We start from the raw sequence: 17,896 nt of genomic DNA, 5'->3' as shown, positions 1-17,896 counted from the left end.
CCCCCCCGCATGAGCCCCATGGAAATCGCCCTGGCCGAAGCCCGCGCCGCCGCCGCGCGCGGCGAGGTGCCGGTGGGCGCGGTCGTCACCGCCGCGGACGGCACCGTGCTGGGCCGCGCCGGCAACGAGGTGGAGGCGCGGCGCGACCCCTCCGCCCACGCCGAGATGCTGGCGCTGCGCGCCGCCGCGGCCGCCACCGGCGACAAGGTGCTGCCCGATGCGACGCTCTGGGTCACGCTGGAGCCCTGCGCCATGTGCGCCGCCGCCGCCAGCCTGTTCCGCGTCAGGCGCCTGGTGTTCGGCGCCTACGACCCCAAGGGCGGTGGTGTCGAGCACGGGCCGCGCTTCTTCGCCCAGCCGACCTGCCACCACGCGCCAGAGGTCGTCGGCGGCGTCCGCGAGGGAGAGGCGGCGGAACTCCTGCGTGGCTTCTTCACCGCGCTCCGCCAGGGGGGCTGAGGCTTCACGTTCCCTCCATTGGCAAAGCGAGGCCTCCGTTCGGCCGTTGGCCCGCCATGCCAGATCGGCCGAGCCTCGCCCACATGCTGCAGCGCACGCGTCGGCTTTCGACGCCGCTCCGCTACATCATCACCACCGTCATCGTGCTGGTGCTTTTTGCGGTTCCGGAATTGTTGGTGGCCGGGATACCGTCCTCCTATTCGCTGACCCATCTGCTCATCGCCGTGCTGCTCGCCGCAGCTTTGTTCGACCACGGCACCGGCCTGTTCGCCACGCTGCTCTGCGCCGCGCTCGGCTATTGGCGCAACCTGGGCCCGGCACCCTCGCTGGGCGTCCAGGACCCGGACGTGCTGGTGGAACTCGCGCTGTTCATCGTGGTCGGGGTCACCATGTCGCTGGTGCTCGAGGCGCTGCACCGGGCGGTGGCGCGGCAGCAGCAGGCCCAGGACGAGCTGCGACGATCCGAACGCTCCCAGGCGCTGCTGCTCCGCGAGTTCCGCCACCGCACGCGCAACGACCTGGGCTCCCTGGTCGGGCTGCTGATGCTGCGTGCCCGCCTTGCTCCCTCGGCCGCGGCGCGGGAAGCGTTGCGCGAAGCAGCCGACCACGCGCTGGCCCTGGCGCGGGTGCATGCGCGGCTGGCACTGGATGACGGGCTGGACCAGGGGGCGGAGCGGCCGGTGATCGATTCGCGTGAGTTCATCACCGGCCTCTGCAGCGACATCGAGACATCGCTGACCAGTGCCGGGCTGCGCCCGGTGCGCCTGCTGGCGGAGGCGGAGCCGCATCCGCTCTCCGCCGAGCGCGCGGTGCCGCTCGGCCTGGTGCTGAACGAGACGGTGACCAATGCGCTGAAATACGCTTTCCCCGAGGACCGGCCCGGCACCGTTCAGGTGCGGTTCGCCCGCGACGGCGAGGAGTTCGTGCTGGTCGTCACCGACGATGGCATCGGCGTGCCGCCGGAAGGCGAGCTGGAGGGCGCGCCGCCGGCGTCTCCGTCGCGCGATGCCGGCCTCGGCACGCGCCTGCTGCGCTCGCTTGCGGCGCAGCTGCGCGGCCGCTTCGCACGGCGCCCGGGCCCGGATGGCGCCGGCACCGTCGTGGAACTCCGCTTTCTCGTGGCAGAGCCCGGCGGCGCCAGGGCGTCCGCGGCCGCGTGAGCGCGGCGACCGGGCGGCTCAGCCGCGCCCCTCGACCACGCCGCCGAAGTGCGGATCCCAGCGCCAGGGTGCGCGCGGCGCGATCGTGACGCCGCCCTGGAAGCGTGGCGCGGGCGCCTGGCGTGCCTCGCCGCGCAGCAGCGCCTCGCCCTGCGGCGAGAGCCGCCAGGGCACACCGCGGGCAATGGCACGGCGCGGCCCTTCGGAGAGCCGCGCATGATGGTCCCGCACGATGAGGTCCGTCACCTGGAACACCGGATCGGCCGCCTGCAAGGCGCGGCAGGCGGCCGAGAGGTCGCCGGCGCCCTCGGCCACCGCGCGCAGCAGCAGCCGCTCCGTCAGGGAGAGACCATCGGTGGTCCAGGGCAGGTCCTGCAGGTGCCGGCGCAATGCCGGCGCCAGATGCGGCAGCGCCAGCGCCCGGCGCCACAGCGCATCGAGCGGGCGCGGATCCTCGGCTGCGAAGGCCGCCCAGGCCTCGGCGCCGACCTCGATCTGCGCACGGGTGAGTTCCCGCGGCGCCAGCGCGGCGAGCTCCGCATCGGACAAGGCGGCGAAGGGGCGCTGCCCATCGGCGGGCACCAGGAACAGCTTGCCCGCCAGCCCGCGCCGTTCCGCCAGCAGGCCGAGCACGCGGATCAGCGCCGCCTGGTCCCAGAGATCGTGCTCGAACCACAGCAGCACGCGGTCGAAGCGGTCGAGCCCGTTGAGCGCCGCATACTCCGCGCCGAGGCGCAGCCGCACCGCCTGCAACTCGGCCCCGTAATGCGCGGCGACGAAGCGGGCGCGGCGGCCGAGATAGGCCATCAGCCCGTCCTCGCCGACCGGTCCCTGGCAGACCGGGTCGGCGAAGGCGAGGTACTCGCCCTCCCACCCCGCCGCGGGCAGGCGATCGCGCAGATCGTCGCCGCAGCGGAGGTGGGCGGTGGTCAGAGCCGCAGGCCCAGGCGCCGGATCATCTCGCCTTCCTCCGCATAGGTCTTCCGCGCGAAGGCGGTGTACTCCTCCGGGCCCATGTGCCAGGGCGCCATGTCGAAGCGATCGAGGATGGCGATATGCGCGGGGTCCATCAGGGCCTCCCGGAAGGCGTCGTGCAGCCGCTGCACGATCGCCGGGTTCATGCCCTTCGGGCCGGCCAGGCCGTAGGGCGAGGCGGAGACGATGTCGATGCCGCTCTCGCGCAGCGTCGGCACCTCCGGGAAGCGCTTGGCGCGCTCCGCGCTCCACACCGCCAGCAGGCGCAGCTGGCCACCCTTCACCAGCTCGGCCCAGCCGGAGCTGTCGGAGCTGGCATGGATCTGCCCGCCGAGCAGCGCCTGCGCGTTCTCCGCCCAGCCGCGGAACGGCACATGGGTCCATTCGATGCCGCGGGTGCCGGCGATCTGCTCCATGGTGATGTGCAGCGAGGTGCCGACGCCCGGGGTGCCGTAGTTGACCTTGCCCGGATTGGCCTTGGCGTGGTCGAGCAGCTGGCCGAGCGTCTGCCAGGGCGCATCGGCCCGCACCACGGTGCCGAACAGATAGCCGGTCAGGTGGATGACGTAGGTGAAGTCCTCGAGCGGGTTGAACAGCGCCCGCTGCGCCATCTGCGGGTGGCGGAACACGCTGATCGGCATCTGCGACAGCACGTAGCCGTCGGGCCGTTCCTGCAGGAGCTGCTGCGGGGCGAGCACGCCGCCGGCGCCGGGCTTGTTCTCCACCACGATCGGCTGCCCCAGGCGGCGCGAAGCCTGCTCGGCCAGGACGCGCATCTGGATGTCGGTGGTGCCGCCGGCGGCCCAGGGGACCAGCAGGCGGATAGGCTTGTCGGGGAACCGGGCCTGCGCGCGCACCCCCGGCGCGGCCAGCACCCCGGCCCCCAGTCCGAGCAGCGCGGCACGGCGCGGAATCGAGATCGTCATCGGCGAAACCTCCCTGGATCCGGCGGGCTTTCGGGGCCCGTCCAGCGTACAATGCCGACATGGGTAGCCCGCAACGGCCGCCATGGGCAACGGCCCGCGACGGGTGGGCTTAACCGAGTTTTCAGGATGAATTCGTAACGTTGCCTTCATGGCAATCCGGCTGTCCCAACACCGGCTGCAGGCGACCCTGCTGGCCGGTGCCCTGCTTCTCGCAACCGTCATCGGCGCCGCATCGGCTCTCCACAGCCACGCGCAGCTGCGCCGGCAGCAGGGGGCGATCGTCGGTCTCCACCAGGAGGCGGCGGAGGCGGAGCGGCTGCTGCTGCTGCTGGCCGACGCGCAGTCGGCAATGCGCCACTGGCTGCTCTCCGGCCGGCTCGAAGACCGCGACGGCGCGATCCGCAGCGGCGCGGCGCTGCGCGACCAGGGGCGCGAGGTGGTGCGCCGCCTGGAACCGCCGCTCGCCGCGCGCGGCCTGGCGCCGCTCGGTGCTCCGCTCGAGCACGTGTTGCGGATCCACGAGCATGCGCAGGACCTGTTCGAATCGAGCGCCGACAACAGCGCGCCGCAGGCCGTGCTGCGCTCCGAGGCGGAAAGCGTGGTGCAGCGCATCCACGGCGTGCTGCACGAATTCCGCCACAAGGCGCAGGCCGAGCTGGCGATGCGCGAGGCTGCCCTGCAGGAGGGGCAGATGGTCGGCCTGCTGCTGATCGGCGGATCCTCCGGCGCCACGCTGGTGCTGCTGCTCGGCGCGATCGCGATGCTGGGCCGGCGGCGCAGCGCGGCGGAAGAGGCCAGCGCCGCGATGGATGCGCGCGGGCGCGAGATCGCCACCCTGTTCCGCATGGGCGAGCTGCTGCAGAGCAGCCTCTCGCCGGAGGACATCCGCCGCGTCGTCTCGCACACCGCGCGCGAACTGCTGCCCAAGCTCGGTGGCGCCTTCTACGTGTTCAACAATTCCCGCGACCGGCTCGACCTGCTCGGCGCCTGGGGCGCCGGCGAGGCCGCAGTGGCCGCCCTGCCGGAGCATTTCGGGCCGAATGAATGCTGGGCGCTGAAGCGCGGCCGGCCGCATGGCTGCGGGCTGGGCGGCGGCCTGCTCTGCGAGCACGCCACCGGCACCGGTACCTGCGGGCTATGCGTGCCGATGCACGCGCGCGGCGAGGTCTATGGGGTGCTGAAGTTCATCCCGCCGGCGGACCACGACATTCCCTCCACGGCGCGGCGCGAACTGGCCTATGCGCTGGCCGACGGCGTCAGCCTGGCGCTTGCCAACCTCGCGCTGCGGGAGAAGCTGCGCAACCAGGCGATGCGCGACGAGCTCACCGGACTGCAGAACCGCCGCTTCCTGGAGGAGATGCTGCCGCGCTTGGTGGCGCATGCCGAGCGCCGCGGCGCGCCGATCGCGGTGCTGATGCTCGACCTCGATCACTTCAAGCAGGTGAACGACCGCTACGGCCACGCCACCGGCGACGCCGTGCTGCGCGAGGTCGGCGCGCTGCTGCTGGCCAGGTTGCGGCGGATGGACATGGCCTGCCGCTATGGCGGCGAGGAGCTGCTGGTGGTGATGCCGGACTGCACCGCGCAGGAGGCGCTGGTGCGCGCGCAGGAGCTGTGCGGCAACATCCGCGCGCTGCGCGACCGTGCCGACAACGGCCTGCCGCCGGTCACCGTCTCGATCGGCGTCGCCGCCTGGCCGGAGCATGGCGAGCAGCTCGGCAAGGTGATCGAGGCCGCGGATGCCGCGCTCTACGCCGCCAAGCGCGGCGGCCGCGACCGCGCCATGCCGGCCGAGGCCACCATGGCCGCCCTGCCCATGCCGGGCTGAGGCGCCCGCCATCCCGTTGCCAGACGGCTGCCTTTCTTTTTCCCGGGTGGTGCGACACAACCGGCCGTCACGCCTTCTGCCAGGACCCTCAGAATGCCCACCGCGCCCGCCGACCGGATCGTACCCGTCATCCTCTCCGGCGGTACCGGCACGCGCCTCTGGCCGCTCTCGCGGGAGGGCTACCCGAAGCAGTTCTGGCCGCTCGCCGCCGCGGGCACCATGCTGCAGGAAACCGCCGCCCGCGCCGCCGGCCCGCTGTTCGCCCCGCCGGTCGTGGTCTGCGGCGAGGCGCATCGCTTCCTGGTCGCCGAGCAGCTGCGCGAGGCGGGCCTCGCCGAGGCGCGGATCGTGCTGGAGCCGGTGGCGCGCAACTCCGCCGCCGCGATCGCCGCCGCCGCCGCGCTGGTCGGCGAGGCCGCGCCGGAGACGGTGCTCTGGATCATGGCCGCCGATGCCGCGGTGGCCGACGTGCCCGGGCTGCTCGCCGCGCTGGCGGCCGCCGCGGTGGCCGCGCGCGCCGGGCGCATCGCCACCTTCGGCATCCGCCCGACCCGCCCCGAAACCGGCTACGGCTATATCGAGGCCGGCGCCGCGCTGCCGGGCGGCGAGGCCGCCGGCCATGCCGCGCGCGCCGTCGCCCGCTTCGTCGAGAAGCCCGATGCCGCCACCGCCGCGGCCATGGTCGAGGGCGGGCGCCATCTCTGGAACAGCGGCATGTTCGTGGCCACGGCCGGCACCCTGCTGGCCGAGCTGGCCACGCACGCGCCGCAGGTGCTGGCGGCAGCGAAGGACGGCGTGGCCGGCGCGGCGCGCGACCTCGGCTTCGTCCGCCTCGGTGCCGGCTTCGCCGAGGCGCCCTCGATCTCGATCGACCATGCGGTGATGGAGCGCACCGCGCTCGCCGCCGTGGTGCCCTGCGACCCTGGCTGGTCCGATGTCGGCTCCTGGGATTCGCTGTGGGAGATCGCGGCGAAGGACGCGGATGGCAACGCCACCGCCGGCCCGGTCACCACGCTCGGCGCGCGCAACTGCTTCGTGCGTTCGGAGGGCATCCTCACGGCCGTGGTCGGCCTGGAGGATGTGGTGCTGGTGGTCACCGACGACGCTGTGCTCGCCTGCCACCGCGAGCGCGCGCAGGAGGTGAAGCAGCTTGTCGAGAAGCTGAAGGCCGAGGGCCGCAAGGAGGCCACCGAGCATCGCCGCGTCTACCGCCCCTGGGGCAGCTACGAGGGCGTGGCGCATGGCGCGCGCTTCCAGGTGAAGCGTATCGTCGTGCGCCCTGGCGCCAAGCTCAGCCTGCAGAAGCACTACCACCGCGCCGAGCATTGGGTGGTGGTGGCCGGCACCGCCATCGTCGAGCGCGACAAGGAGCGTATCCTGCTGCGCGAGAACGAGAGCGTGTATCTGCCGCTCGGCTGCGTGCACCGGCTGGAGAATCCGGGCATGATCCCGCTGACGCTGATCGAGGTGCAGTCCGGCCCCTATCTCGGCGAGGACGACATCGTGCGCATCGAGGACACCTACGGCCGCGCCTGAGCGCGCTGCGAGCAGGGGGGCGGATGGACCGGGCGCGCGAACCGCTCGCCGAGGCCGAGGCGCGGCGGGCCGCCGGCGATTGGCGCGGTGCGGCGGCCGCCTATGCCGCGCATCTCGCCCGCGCCCCGGAGGACTGGGCGATCTGGGTCCAGCACGGCCATTGCGTGAAGGAGGCCGGCGATCCTTCCGCCGCGCTCGACTCCTACCGCCGTGCCGAAGCCGGCCTGCCCGGCGATGCCGACCTGCAACTGCAGATCGGCCATGCCCTCAAGCTGGCCGGTGATCTCGCCGGCGCGCGCGAGGCCTATGCCGCCGCGCTGGAGCTCGACCCTTCTGGCGACGCCGCCTGGCAGGAACTGACCGCGCTGCGCGATCCCGCCGCCGGGCTTCCGGCGGAACAGCCCGCCGGGCTCAGCCTGATCGGCGACCTGCGCGTGGTCTTCGACCTCTCCGACCTGATGTCCTGGTTCGGCTCCGCGCGCGCGCCGAGCGGCATCCAGCGGGTGCAGATGGAACTCGCCGGCGCTGCGCTGGCGCGCGACATCGGGCTCGCGGAAGCGCGCCTCGCCGTGTTCCGCCCCGCCACCGGCAGCTGGCGCGAGCTGCCGCGCGAGGCCTTCCTTCGCCTGGCCGCATTGGCCCGCGCCGGCGCCGACCCCCTCGACCCAGCCTGGACCGCCACCCGCGCGGCCGCCGAGGCGATGCTGGAGGCGGCGCCCGACCTCGCCTTCCCGCAGGGCGCGTGGCTGGTGAACCCCGGTTCCTCCTGGTGGCTGGCGGGTTATCACCAGGCGGTGCGCGAGGCCCGCGCGCGCCACGGGCTGCGCTACGCCGCGCTGGTGCACGACACCGGGCCGGTGAGCATCCCGGAACACAGCGAGCCGGCCGTCTCGGCCCGCTTCGCCCGCTGGTTCTCGGCTGTCGGCACCCAGGCCGATCTGGTCCTGGCGATCTCCGAGGCGACCAGGCAGGACGTGGAGCGGCTGGCCGCGGAGCGCCTGCCCGGCCTGCCCTTCGCGCCGGTGCAGGTGCTGCGACCCGACGCCGCCCTGCCGCCGCCGCCCGCCGCCGCCCCGCATCCACGCGCCGCCACGCTGGCCGGCGAGCCCTACATCCTCTTCGTCGGCACCATCGAAAGCCGCAAGGACCACCTCTTCGTCCTGAATGCCTGGCTCGAATTGCTGCGGCGGCATGGCGAGGCGGTGCCGCGGCTGGTGCTGGTCGGCCGCGCCGGCTTCAACGCCGGGCCGGCGCTGGCGCTGCTGCAACGCGCCCCCGCGCTGGAAGGCCGCGTGCTCTGGCTGGACGACGTGGCCGATGGCGCGCTGGCGGCGCTCTATCGCGGCGCGCTGTTCACCGTCTACCACTCGCGGCACGAAGGCTGGGGCCTGCCGGTGACCGAAGCGCTGGCTGCCGGCAAGGCGGTGGTGGCGCCGGCGCATTCGGGGCTGCTCGAAGCCGGGCAGGGGCTGGCGCTGCATGTCGCGCCGGGCAGCGAGCCGGATTTCCTCGCCATGATCGAGAAGCTGCTGTTCGAGCCCGGCTTCCGCACGGCCACGGAGGCGCGCATCGCCACCGGCCTGCGCCTGCGCAGCTGGCGCGCGGTGGCGGAGGAGTTGATCGCCGCACTGGACTCGGCACCGGCCGGCCCGTCATCGCCGCCACCGGCGCCGCCGCTCGGCCTGGTGCATCGCCTGGCCGAGATCGAGGCGCCACGTCCCGAGCCTGCCATGGCCTGGGCCGAGCTGCTGCGCGCCGGCCCAGCCTGGCACGCGCCGGAGCCCTGGGGCTGCTGGACCCGGCCCGGCCGGGCCTTGCTGCGGCTGCCGGTGCCGGAGACGCGGTCGGGCCCGCTGCGGCTGCACATCGCGTTGCGCGGCGCCGCGGCGGCGCGCCGGGTCACCCTGCGCGCCGGGCGTGGCCCGCGGCGGCTGCTGGAACTGGCCGCCGAGTCGCGCCCGGTGGTGGTGCTGGACCTGCCCGCCCCCGCCGCGGTGGCAGAGTTGGCGATCGAGGCGGATCCGCCGTCGGACGATCCGGTGCCCGGGATCGGCGTGGGCGTCGTCGCGCTGATGGCCTGCGCGCCGGAGGATGTGGCGGCGCGGCTCGGCTTCCTGGAGCGGCTCACCTTCACCTGGCCGGAGCCGGCCTGAACGGCGCCGCCGGGCAGCCGTCGCATCCGCCTCTACGGTCTGTAGGAGGCCGGGCCCGCCGTGCTGAACGGCACGCCGCTGCTGTCCGGGTCGCTCTCTGGCTCGGGCCGGCGCGAGTTCGCGGCGGAGGTGTCCTGGGACCTGCCGAGCCTCGCTGCCGGTGCAACGGCGAACGTCGACGTCACCCTGCCTGGCGCGCGGCGGGGCGACTTCCCCGACGCCTCGCTCGACACCAGCAGCATCGCCTTCGTGCTCGATTGCGATGTACGAGCGGCCGGTGGATTGCCGCAGGTGAGTGGATCGTGGAGATGCCCCGCGTACCGAGTTGGGCCCACGGCACACTCGATACCGTCGCCCGAGCGGACGGCCCGATCTCCTCCGCAGTACCGAACTCGACCAGCTCGCCGAGATACTTCCGGACGGGCCGATCAGCGCGGTCACGTGGCGGTCCTTAAGCGACAGGCTGACGTTCTTCAGTGCCTGGGAACGACCTTAGAAGAAATCCAGATTCCGGATATCGACCTTCGTGCGATGCGCCGGCGCCGTGGCCTCGTCGGCCGCTCGCGCCGCCAGCATGCCGCGCATGTCCTGATGCGCGCCACCTGACCCGGCTCGCTCCCGTGGCAGGATCATGTTCATGGTCCGCCTCTCCGCTGTCCGGCGGAGCTTGCGGCATGAATCGGCTCGCCGATGGCGGCGGCCGCTACAGCGACATGATCATGCGCCAGGATAGCAGGCGCTTCACCTCGGCGCGCGGCAGCATCACCGCGATCTTGCGTCCATCCGCGGAGGAGAGGAGGACCGTGACATGCGCCGGGTCGTCGGTGGAGACGGAGACCTCTTCGAATTCATGCGTCGCCTTGGTGCGCCCGAGCGAGAGCATCACGGTCGCGGCGACCTTCGCCGCCTCCGACGCACCGGCTTCGCCTTTCGGCTTCCTGCTCATCGGCCACTTGCCCCTTCCGCCCAATGATCGCCCGACGCTACCTTCATGCACGGTGAACGGGCAACGCGCCCCGACGCACCCATGGGCAAGGAACAGGATCGCGCCGATGCCTCCTCTTCTCGTGTTTCTCGCCGGTGTCGCCGCAGGCGCGGGGGCCGCCGTGCTGGCGCCTGCGCTGGCGCCGGAGGCATCGCGCAATCTCCGCCCCGTGCTGCGCGCCGGGCTGAAGCTCGCGATTGCGACCGGCACCGCGCTGCGCACCGCCGCGGCCGAGGCAGCCGAGACGGTCGAGGACCTCTATGCGGAGGCGCAGGCCGAACTCGCCGAGGCGCCGGAGCCCCAGCCGCCGCCCGCGCCGCCCGCCCGCGCAAGACGGGCGGCACGGGCGCCCGCCAAGCGGACGCGCAAAGTTGCGCGGGCGCCGGCCGATGCCTGAAGCCCCGCGCGCCATCATCGTCTCCGCCGTGGCGGGGCGGATGCGGCTGCGGCTGCCGGGGCACCGCGACGACGCGGCATTCTTCGCGCTGCTCGCGCAGCGCGCGCTGATGCTGCCGGGTGTCGTCGGCGCCGCCGCGAACCCGACCACCGCAGGGCTCTTGCTTCGCTTCCGCGGCGCGGCGGAGGCGGTGCTCGCGGCCGCGGCGAAGGAAGGCATGTTCCGCGCCACGGCGCAGGCGCCCGCGACGCGCACGCCCTCGGCGGCGCAGTTTGCACCGGTCGGCGCAGCGGCCTTCGGGCTCCTGGCGGCCCTGCAGGCCTCGCGGGGCGCCGTTCTGCCACCGGCCATTACGCTGCTTTGGTACGCGGGCAGCTTGTTGCGCGGCTCACCTGCGTCCGACCCCCAGGAGTAACCTCGATGGCGGCCGCCCCCAGGCGCCCCGCCACGAAACGACAAGTCCCCGCCCGCAGGCGTGCCGGCAAGCCGCGCGACCCGCAGCAGGCGCTGGCGCAGGCGGCCGCCGCGACGCACGCTACTGCAGCAGCGCCGCCTCGCTGGTCTCCTCCCAGGGCACGGCGAGATCCTCGCGCCCCATCTGCCCGTAGACGGCGAGGGGGCGAAAGAATCCCGCCTCGCCGGCGGCCTGCGCACGGCTGCGCAGCGCGAAGCGGCGCTCGATCGCGGCGGGGCGGAAATCGAAAGTCGCGGCGACGCGCCGGGCAATCTCCTCCTCGGCGACCGAGGCGGTGCCGAAGCATTCCACAGCGACGCTGACCGGCCGCGCATGGCCAATGACGTAGCCGAGATGCACTTCGCAGCGCCGCGCCAGGCCCGCGGCGACCACGCATTTCGCCGCGTGCCGCGCCGCATAGGCGCCGATCCGGTCGATGCGCGACGGGTCCTTGCCCGAGAGTGCTGCGCCGGATTGCCGCGCCGCCTCGCCATAGGTGTCGATGCCGTTCTTGCGCCCGGTGAGCCCCGCATGGCGCGACGGGCCGCCGATCGCGAAGGGGCCGCCGGCATTCACATGGACCTCGGTATGCGGCGACAAAGGCAACGGTGCATCCGCCAGCGCCGGGACCACCACCTGCTCGCGCAATGCCGCCGCGAGCGGGCCGGCCTTTGGCGCGCCAGGAAGCGTCGCCACCGTGAGGGCGACGGTCGACAGTGCTGCGGCGCGGCCTCCGCCGTACAGGACGCCCGCCTGTGTCTTGCCGTCCGGCGCCAGCCACGGCAGTTGCGCCCGCGCCGCATCCAGGGCGCGCGCCAGGCGATGCGCGATGACCAGGGGTGCCGGCATCAGCGTGGCCGTCTCGTCGGTGGCGTAGCCGAAGACATTGGCCTGCTCGGTCGCACTGAGCGCTTCGACCTCGTGCTCCTCGTCGGTCGCCTCCTCATCCGGGGCGCGTGCCGCCGCCGGCAGCTCCGAGATGCTGGTCAGGATGGAGCAGGTGCGGGCGTCGAAGCCCTCGCCGACATAGCCCGCCTCGGCGATCACGCCGCGCGCGAGGGAGGGAAGGTCGACCACCGCCTCCGCCGCGAAGCGCGCGGCGATGAAGACGATGCCGGTCGCCACCGCGCATTCCACCACGGCGCGCGCCCGCGCATCCTGCTGCAGGAAGGCGTCCACCGCCGCGTCGCTGATGCGGTCGCAGAGCTTGTCCGGATGGCCCGGCGTCACCGATTCCGAGGTGAAGATCGTGCCGTCACGCATCCGGCCCCTCCTCCCGCCGCCGCCGCTGCGACGCGGCCGAGATGATCCCGTTCACCACCAGCGGCGCAACCGCCGTCGCCGCCGTTGCGGCGAAGCCGGCCGGCCCGAGCGGTCCCAGACCGAGCAGCCGGCGTAGCGGCCCCACCCCCTGCGCCGCGCCCTGCAACGCCAGGCAGATGCCGATGGCGCCGACCAGCCTGGCATTCATCGGCGGCCGGTGGGGATCGAGCAGGCCATGCGTCTCCGACCGGCAGACGAAGGCATGCGCCAGCTGCGCCAGGGTCAACCCGTGGAAGGTCGCCGCCGGCGCCGCGCCGAAGGTGGAAGCGAGCGCCGCAGCGCCGATCACCGCGCCCTCGCGCAGCAGTCGGCGGAAATCCGCGGGGGAGAGGATCGGCGCGCGCGGATCGTGCGGCAGCTGCTCCAGCACATCGGGCTCCGGCGCCTCGAGCCCCAGCGCCAGCGCGGGGAGCGGATCGGAGACGAGATTGAGCCAGAGCAGCTGCATCGGCGTCAGCGGCGCCGGCAGTCCGGCGATCGCCGCGCCGAGCATCACCATGGTCTCGGACGCATTGGTGCCAACCAGGTAGCGCAGCACCTTGCGGATATTGGCGTAGGTCGCGCGGCCGAGCCCGATGGCGTCGAGCAGCCCGCCCAGATCGTCGGTGGCGAGCACGATGTCGGCGACCTCGCGCGCCACATCGGTGCCGCCGCCCCCCATCGCGATACCGATCTCGGCGGCGCGCAGCGCCGGGCCGTCGTTGATGCCGTCGCCGGTCATGGCGACGATCCGCCCCGAAGCCTGAAGCGCGCGCACGATCTGCAGCTTGTTGGAGGGGCTGACGCGGGCGAAGACATCGGCCTGCGGGGCAAGGGCCGCCAGCGCCTCGGGCGGCAGGTCGCGCAGCGCGCCGGCTTCCAGCACGCGCACCTCGCCGTCGCGCGGCAGCCCGAGTTCCTTGGCGATGGCGTAGGCGGTCGCACTCTGGTCGCCGGTGATCATCATGGTGCGGATGCCGGCAACGTGCAGGTCGTGGATCGCCTCCGCCGCACCCGGCCGCAGCGGGTCCGCAAGGCCGGCCAGGCCGAGCCAGGTCAGGCCGTGCTCGTCCTGCGGATCGCCGCCGCCCTCCCGCCGCGCGACGCCGAGCACGCGCAGCGCCTGCGCCGCCATCCGGTCATTGGCGGCAATGATCGCCTGGCGCGCCGCGCCGTCGAGCGGCACCTCGCCCGATGCGGTGAGGCGCTTCGTGCAGCGCGCCAGCACTTCGGCCGGGTCGCCCTTCACCGCCAGCAGGGCGCCGCCACGGCCGCGGTGCAGCGTCGTCATGCGCTTGCGGCCCTCGGCCCTGGGCACCGCCTCCTTCCTCGGCCAGCGCGCGCGCAGCCTGGCGAGGTCGAGGCCGAGATCCTGCGCGGCGCGCACCAGCGCCGTCTCGGTCGGCGACCCGGCGAGTCCGTCGGCGGCCTGCTCGACATCGCTGCACAGCGTCGCAGCCTCCAGCAGCGCCGCGGCCACGCCGCGCTGCTTGCCGGCGGGCGCCGGTGGCGCCAGCAATGCGCCATCCACATGCAGCGCCGTGGTCGCCATGCGGTTCGTGGTCAGCGTGCCGGTCTTGTCGAGGCAGACTACCTCCACGGCGCCCAGCGTCTCCACCGCGTCCAGCCGGCGGACCAGGATCTGCTTGTCCCGCATGTCCTGGATGCCGAGGGCGAGGGTGGTGGTGGCGACCGCCGGCAGGCCTTCCGGCACGGCGGCAATGGCCAGGCTGATGGCGCTGCGCAGCACCGCCGGCCATGGCTGGCCGCGCAGCAGCCCGATGCCGCCGACCGTCGCGCAGATCACGCCATTGATCAGCACCAGCTCGCGCCCGACCTCGCCAAGCTGGCGCTCGATCGGCGTCTGCGGCGGGCGGACGTCGCCGAGCAGCGCCTGGATTCGGCCGATCTCGGTCGCCGTTCCGGTCGCGGTGACGATCGCGAGGCCTGAGCCGCCGGTCACGCCGGTGCCGCGGAAGACCATGCTGCGGCGCTCGGCGAGCGGCGCCTCGACCGGCACGCGCGCCGCAGCGTCCTTGGTGACGGGCAGGCTCTCGCCGGTCAGCGCGCTCTCGTTCACCGTCAGGTCCGTCGACGCGATCAGCCGGGCGTCGGCGGGCACCAGGATTCCGGGCTCGAGCTGGATGAGGTCGCCCGGCACGAGGCCCTCGACCGGCAGCAGGATGCGCTTGCCGCCGCGGATAGCCGGCACCGGCGCGGGGGAGACGTCGGACAGGCCGCGGATGGTGCGCTCGGCGGAGCGTTCGGTGACGGTGGCGATGCCGGCGTTCAGCAGCACCACCGCACCGATCGCCACCGCATCGGCGATCCCACCCGTGGCGATGGAGACGACCGCCGAGGCGCCCAGCAGCGCCACCGGGACCGAGGTGAGTTGCTCGGCAAAGATGGCGGCGAGGGAACGCGCCTCGGCGCGCGCCAGCAGGTTCGGGCCGCCCGCGGCCAGCCGCGCCGCGGCCTCGGCGGGCGGCAGGCCGCGCTTGGGGGCACAGCCCAGCGCGGCCGCCGCGGCAGGCACCGGCATGGCGTGCCACGCATGCGGCTCGGCGGGCGGCGCCGCCGCGGGCGCGGCGGAGAGGCTGCGTGCCCGCGGCGGACCGCCGAGCGCCGCCCCCAGCACGGCGCAGAGGCGCGATGGCGTGACCGCGGCCGCGCAGTGCACAAGCGCGGTTCCGGTCACCGCCGAGGCGCTCGCCTGCGTCACGCCCGGCACGCCGAGCAAGGCCAGCCGCGCCGCCTCGGCGCGATCCGGAGCCCCGCGCAGCCGCGGGTCGGCGAGGCGGTAGCGGCCGGGCAGTGCGTGCACGACGGTGGCGCCGCGCGCTCGGCGTGGCCGCGACGGCAGGTTGCCGCTGACCGTCATGTCAGCAGCAGGCCCACAAGGCCGAGATAGACCGCAAGCGACAGCACGCCCTGCACGACCGTTGCCACCGGCCCGGAGCCGAGCGCCGGGTCCAGGCCGCCGCGTTGGAAGACCCGGGCCAGGAGGAAGCCGACACCGGTCGCAATGGTTCCGGCCGCTGCCAGCGCGGCTGCCACGGCCGGGGCGAGGCGCGGATCACCGAACACCGACCAGACCGCAACGAAGGACAGCGTGGCCAGGGTGAGGCCCAGCAGCGCGCCGGTGCCGAGTTCGCCGAGCAGGAGCCGTAAGGGGCCGCCATCAGTGAACGAGAGTCCGCGGACGGCGACCGCCTCCGCCTGCGTGCCAATGGCGTCCGCCAGGTAGACGATGGCCGGGATGAAGAATGCGATGGCGATATGGTTCGAGAGTTGCGCCTCCGCCCCGGCCATCAGCGCCGTCGCGGCAGCCGAGCCCGCCAGGCCGACCAGCAGCCAGGGCAGGCGGTACAGCGCGCGCCGGTGCGGGGGTGCCGTCAGCGCCGCCTTGGCCTGGTCGATATGGGCGGAAACAGAGCGGGCGATCCGTCCGTCTGGAGCGCCACTGCTGGGTGGGATGCCTTCATTCATGCTGGATCACCATACCGCATGGATGAGACAATTCCGCGACGCCCCTTGATCTCATGAGCGCCACCACTTTTCCGCAGGCACGGCGGATGAGGGCGCGCTGCACGGGATGGGAGCTACACCGCGCGCCCTTTGGACGGCACTTTCGACGATCTTCCATGCGTCGTGATCCTTCGAAGGTGCTAGCTTCGCTGCTGATCTCCGAGGCCGTCGCGGCAGCAACCAGCCTTGCGCCCAGCGGTGGCAAGGGCGCGGCCACGGACGAGGCGGCTAGAAGAAGGCGAAATCCGCAAGGGCGCCGGCCAAGGAGCGGACGGAGCCGCTGAACTTCCGCGTGACGCCCGACTTCCGCCGCGCCTTCAAGCGCGCAGCGGCAGCACAGGACTGCAAGAAGGTCGAGCTGCTTGAACGCATCTTCGCGGAGTGGAGCGCCCGCAATCCAGCCTGATTGTTGCCGCAACGCCGGAAGCGGCAGGCGGGAACACGCATCACTGCAGTTCCCGGCGGGGACCGGCAGACGGGTCTTCATCCGCCTGGTACCAGGCCCGCCTCACCGCCGTCGGCCGATCTTGGTATGATACAGCCGACATGTGGCAAGAGATGTTCGGGAGCGAATATGGCGGCGAACAGGTTGCATGTGACCTCCGGCCAAGTGGTCGCGCTGCGGCTCGTGGACGTTGCCTACGGCATCGATCTGCAGCGCGCCGAAGAGCTCTGGGCGCGCAGGGCGGCGGGCGCGAGCGCGCGCAGCCGCCTCGGCGCCACGCCTGCGAAGGCCGTGTCCTTCGGGGTGCCGCCGCTGGCGCTCGAACTCGGCCAGGTTCCGATCACCGTTGAGGGCAGGGAGGTGGCGGCCGCGGCCAGCGTGCGGCTCTACGACTTCGGCGTCGCGGCCTTCGCGCTGCGGGTGCCAGCGCAGGAAACCGACTGGGCCGGCTTCACGCAGCTCGTCAACGGCGTCGATGCTGCCATCGGCCCGGCTTCGGAAAGCCCGGTCTGGCACGCCCTGCTCCGCAAGCTGCGCGAGCTGCTTGCTGAGGCGCTGGACCGCCCGAGCACGGCGCTGCTGCAGGAGGACTACCTGCTCGCGATGGTGGACGCGCTCGACCCGCCGATGAGGGCTGAGGAAGTCATGGCGGGCGTCGACCTCGTGCCGCTGCTGTCGGGCGAGACGCGGGAACTGAGCGAAGGGGCGCGCCGCGATCTGCTGCGGCACCGCTTCTCCTATTACCCGGACGACCTGGTCGTGCTGACCTGGGACCGTGCGCTCATCCTGGAACCCCGTCGCGAGACCGACGTGGCCGACGTGCTCGAAATGGCCAATGCGCAGCTGCTGGAGATGCGCACCTACGACGAGATGCTCGACGAGGAGCTGCCGCGCATGCGCGCCCTGGTGGAGGCGGCGCGCAACAGGACCAGCATGCTGGCGGCGCGGCGCTACAGCCGCCTGGCGCAGCGCCTACACACCCTTGTTGGCGAAGTAACGGAGCTCACCGAGCGCGTAGACAACGCGCTGCAGGTGACGGAGGACGTCTACTTAGCGCGGGTCTATGCGGCGGCGATGGAGCTCTTCCGGGTCGGCAGTGTCAGCGCCGCGGTGGACCGCAAGCTCGCCATCATCCGCGACACCTACACGGCACTCCACGGCGAGGCGGCGGGGGCGCGGGCGGAACTGCTGGAGATCGCGATTGTCGTCCTGATTGCGGTCGACATCGCGCTGTCGCTCGTCAAGCCCTGACCGCCAGAGGTCGGCCGCGGGGCGATGACCAAGGCAGTCGCCCGTGTCGAAAGGTGGCACCCTGTCAGGCCGGGAGGTCTTCTCGTGCAGCGGACGCGATGCGTCCATGTCAGGCCGTGCGGGTCGTTCCGGATGGCGGTCCGCGACGAGATGGCCGGCGCCTGGTCCCTCCGCATCTGTCCGCGGCCGGACGCGACCGGCACCAGGGCGCACGTGTTGAGCGAGCCCGCGATGGACGGCCTGGGCGCGCTGCTGGCCCGCGCGCAGGGATGGATCGACATGCGGTCCGGGGCAGCGCCTGGCGCCGGCCGGTTCAGGGGGCCGGAGGGCAAACACAGGAACAGCAGGACCACCACAAAGCAGTTCGAACCCCGGTCGACCCACGCCGCAACGGCAGCGTCAGGTGTATTAGCCAGGACTTGATCTGACAGACGGCGCTGGCTGTTCGAGCCGTTGGGCGTGTCTGTTGTGGTCAGTGGCGCATGATCTTCTCCCTG

At 73.2% G+C, this 17,896-nt stretch carries 15 protein-coding genes; 8 read left to right on the top strand and 7 right to left on the bottom strand.

Annotated elements, in window-relative coordinates:
- Positions 1 to 18: 18 nt before the first annotated feature.
- Positions 19 to 459 carry a nucleoside deaminase gene (locus ACESM1_RS17890; RefSeq protein WP_411278374.1) on the top strand — a complete coding sequence of 147 codons (441 nt, stop codon included), beginning with the start codon at positions 19 to 21 and terminating at the stop codon, positions 457 to 459.
- Positions 460 to 542: 83 nt separating this feature from the next.
- Positions 543 to 1,619, top strand: coding sequence for a sensor histidine kinase (locus tag ACESM1_RS17885; protein ID WP_372622351.1), 1,077 nt, complete (start codon positions 543 to 545; stop codon positions 1,617 to 1,619).
- 18 nt (positions 1,620 to 1,637) lie between these two features.
- Here ACESM1_RS17885 and ACESM1_RS17880 read toward each other — a convergent pair whose 3' ends face one another.
- Complete coding sequence (locus ACESM1_RS17880) at positions 1,638 to 2,426, bottom strand: hypothetical protein (protein WP_372622349.1); 789 nt, start codon at positions 2,424 to 2,426, stop codon at positions 1,638 to 1,640.
- A gap of 122 nt (positions 2,427 to 2,548) precedes the next feature.
- Entirely contained in the window at positions 2,549 to 3,520 is a 972-nt protein-coding gene (locus ACESM1_RS17875) for a tripartite tricarboxylate transporter substrate binding protein (protein ID WP_372622347.1), read from the bottom strand.
- A 148-nt stretch (positions 3,521 to 3,668) separates the two neighbouring features.
- Here ACESM1_RS17875 and ACESM1_RS17870 point away from each other — a divergent pair, with 148 nt between their 5' ends.
- The 3 genes from ACESM1_RS17870 (at position 3,669) to ACESM1_RS17860 (ending at position 9,037) form a co-directional block, all read left to right on the top strand.
- Entirely contained in the window at positions 3,669 to 5,348 is a 1,680-nt protein-coding gene (locus tag ACESM1_RS17870; protein WP_372622345.1) for a diguanylate cyclase, read from the top strand.
- A 93-nt stretch (positions 5,349 to 5,441) separates the two neighbouring features.
- Complete coding sequence (locus ACESM1_RS17865; protein WP_372622343.1) at positions 5,442 to 6,884, top strand: mannose-1-phosphate guanylyltransferase/mannose-6-phosphate isomerase; 1,443 nt, start codon at positions 5,442 to 5,444, stop codon at positions 6,882 to 6,884.
- Positions 6,885 to 6,907: 23 nt separating this feature from the next.
- Positions 6,908 to 9,037 (top strand): glycosyltransferase, encoded by a 2,130-nt coding sequence (locus tag ACESM1_RS17860; protein WP_372622341.1) that lies wholly within the window; start codon positions 6,908 to 6,910, stop codon positions 9,035 to 9,037.
- A gap of 492 nt (positions 9,038 to 9,529) precedes the next feature.
- Here ACESM1_RS17860 and ACESM1_RS17855 read toward each other — a convergent pair whose 3' ends face one another.
- Together ACESM1_RS17855 and ACESM1_RS17850 are read right to left on the bottom strand one after the other, a co-directional pair.
- On the bottom strand, positions 9,530 to 9,676 hold the full coding sequence (locus ACESM1_RS17855) for a hypothetical protein (protein WP_372622339.1): 147 nt from the start codon (positions 9,674 to 9,676) through the stop codon (positions 9,530 to 9,532).
- Positions 9,677 to 9,740: 64 nt separating this feature from the next.
- Positions 9,741 to 9,983, bottom strand: coding sequence for a hypothetical protein (locus tag ACESM1_RS17850; protein WP_372622337.1), 243 nt, complete (start codon positions 9,981 to 9,983; stop codon positions 9,741 to 9,743).
- A gap of 106 nt (positions 9,984 to 10,089) precedes the next feature.
- On the opposite strand from ACESM1_RS17850, the gene ACESM1_RS17845 reads away from it, so the two are divergent.
- On the top strand, positions 10,090 to 10,419 hold the full coding sequence (locus ACESM1_RS17845; protein ID WP_372622335.1) for a hypothetical protein: 330 nt from the start codon (positions 10,090 to 10,092) through the stop codon (positions 10,417 to 10,419).
- Positions 10,420 to 10,459: 40 nt separating this feature from the next.
- Positions 10,460 to 10,834 carry a hypothetical protein gene (locus ACESM1_RS17840; RefSeq protein ID WP_372622333.1) on the top strand — a complete coding sequence of 125 codons (375 nt, stop codon included), beginning with the start codon at positions 10,460 to 10,462 and terminating at the stop codon, positions 10,832 to 10,834.
- Positions 10,835 to 10,954: 120 nt separating this feature from the next.
- Here the strand turns inward: ACESM1_RS17840 and metK are convergent, their stop codons facing one another.
- Genes metK through ACESM1_RS17825 form a run of 3 tightly spaced genes read right to left on the bottom strand, consistent with a single transcriptional unit; the run spans position 10,955 to position 15,664 of the window.
- Positions 10,955 to 12,136: a methionine adenosyltransferase gene (gene metK, locus ACESM1_RS17835; protein ID WP_372622331.1), complete on the bottom strand. Its 1,182-nt coding sequence runs from the start codon at positions 12,134 to 12,136 to the stop codon at positions 10,955 to 10,957.
- A complete protein-coding gene (locus ACESM1_RS17830) occupies positions 12,129 to 15,056 on the bottom strand; it encodes a cation-translocating P-type ATPase (protein WP_372622329.1) in 2,928 nt (975 codons plus the stop codon). The genes metK and ACESM1_RS17830 overlap by 8 nt, the downstream gene beginning before the upstream one ends.
- Entirely contained in the window at positions 15,053 to 15,664 is a 612-nt protein-coding gene (locus ACESM1_RS17825; protein WP_372622327.1) for a magnesium transporter, read from the bottom strand. Before ACESM1_RS17825 ends, ACESM1_RS17830 begins: the two co-directional genes overlap by 4 nt.
- Before the next feature lie 613 nt (positions 15,665 to 16,277).
- Between ACESM1_RS17825 and ACESM1_RS17820 the strand changes: the two genes are divergently transcribed.
- Entirely contained in the window at positions 16,278 to 17,399 is a 1,122-nt protein-coding gene (locus tag ACESM1_RS17820; protein ID WP_372622325.1) for a hypothetical protein, read from the top strand.
- The last annotated feature ends 497 nt before the right edge of the window (positions 17,400 to 17,896 follow it).

Origin of the sequence: Falsiroseomonas sp., from assembly GCF_041690465.1 — a bacterium.
GTDB lineage: Bacteria > Pseudomonadota > Alphaproteobacteria > Acetobacterales > Acetobacteraceae > Falsiroseomonas.
This window is presented reverse-complemented; position numbering and strand designations above follow the sequence as displayed.

Excerpts from the sequence above, each read along its gene's own strand:
- ACESM1_RS17890 (WP_411278374.1), top strand. The coding sequence starts at position 19 with ATGGAAATCGCCCTGGCCGAAGCCCGCGCCGCCGCCGCGCGCGGCGAG.
- ACESM1_RS17885 (WP_372622351.1), top strand. The coding sequence starts at position 543 with ATGCTGCAGCGCACGCGTCGGCTTTCGACGCCGCTCCGCTACATCATC.
- ACESM1_RS17880 (WP_372622349.1), bottom strand. The coding sequence starts at position 2,426 with ATGGCCTATCTCGGCCGCCGCGCCCGCTTCGTCGCCGCGCATTACGGG.
- ACESM1_RS17875 (WP_372622347.1), bottom strand. The coding sequence starts at position 3,520 with ATGACGATCTCGATTCCGCGCCGTGCCGCGCTGCTCGGACTGGGGGCC.
- ACESM1_RS17870 (WP_372622345.1), top strand. The coding sequence starts at position 3,669 with ATGGCAATCCGGCTGTCCCAACACCGGCTGCAGGCGACCCTGCTGGCC.
- ACESM1_RS17865 (WP_372622343.1), top strand. The coding sequence starts at position 5,442 with ATGCCCACCGCGCCCGCCGACCGGATCGTACCCGTCATCCTCTCCGGC.
- ACESM1_RS17860 (WP_372622341.1), top strand. The coding sequence starts at position 6,908 with ATGGACCGGGCGCGCGAACCGCTCGCCGAGGCCGAGGCGCGGCGGGCC.
- ACESM1_RS17855 (WP_372622339.1), bottom strand. The coding sequence starts at position 9,676 with ATGAACATGATCCTGCCACGGGAGCGAGCCGGGTCAGGTGGCGCGCAT.
- ACESM1_RS17850 (WP_372622337.1), bottom strand. The coding sequence starts at position 9,983 with ATGAGCAGGAAGCCGAAAGGCGAAGCCGGTGCGTCGGAGGCGGCGAAG.
- ACESM1_RS17845 (WP_372622335.1), top strand. The coding sequence starts at position 10,090 with ATGCCTCCTCTTCTCGTGTTTCTCGCCGGTGTCGCCGCAGGCGCGGGG.
- ACESM1_RS17840 (WP_372622333.1), top strand. The coding sequence starts at position 10,460 with ATGCGGCTGCGGCTGCCGGGGCACCGCGACGACGCGGCATTCTTCGCG.
- metK (WP_372622331.1), bottom strand. The coding sequence starts at position 12,136 with ATGCGTGACGGCACGATCTTCACCTCGGAATCGGTGACGCCGGGCCAT.
- ACESM1_RS17830 (WP_372622329.1), bottom strand. The coding sequence starts at position 15,056 with ATGACGGTCAGCGGCAACCTGCCGTCGCGGCCACGCCGAGCGCGCGGC.
- ACESM1_RS17825 (WP_372622327.1), bottom strand. The coding sequence starts at position 15,664 with ATGAATGAAGGCATCCCACCCAGCAGTGGCGCTCCAGACGGACGGATC.
- ACESM1_RS17820 (WP_372622325.1), top strand. The coding sequence starts at position 16,278 with ATGGCGGCGAACAGGTTGCATGTGACCTCCGGCCAAGTGGTCGCGCTG.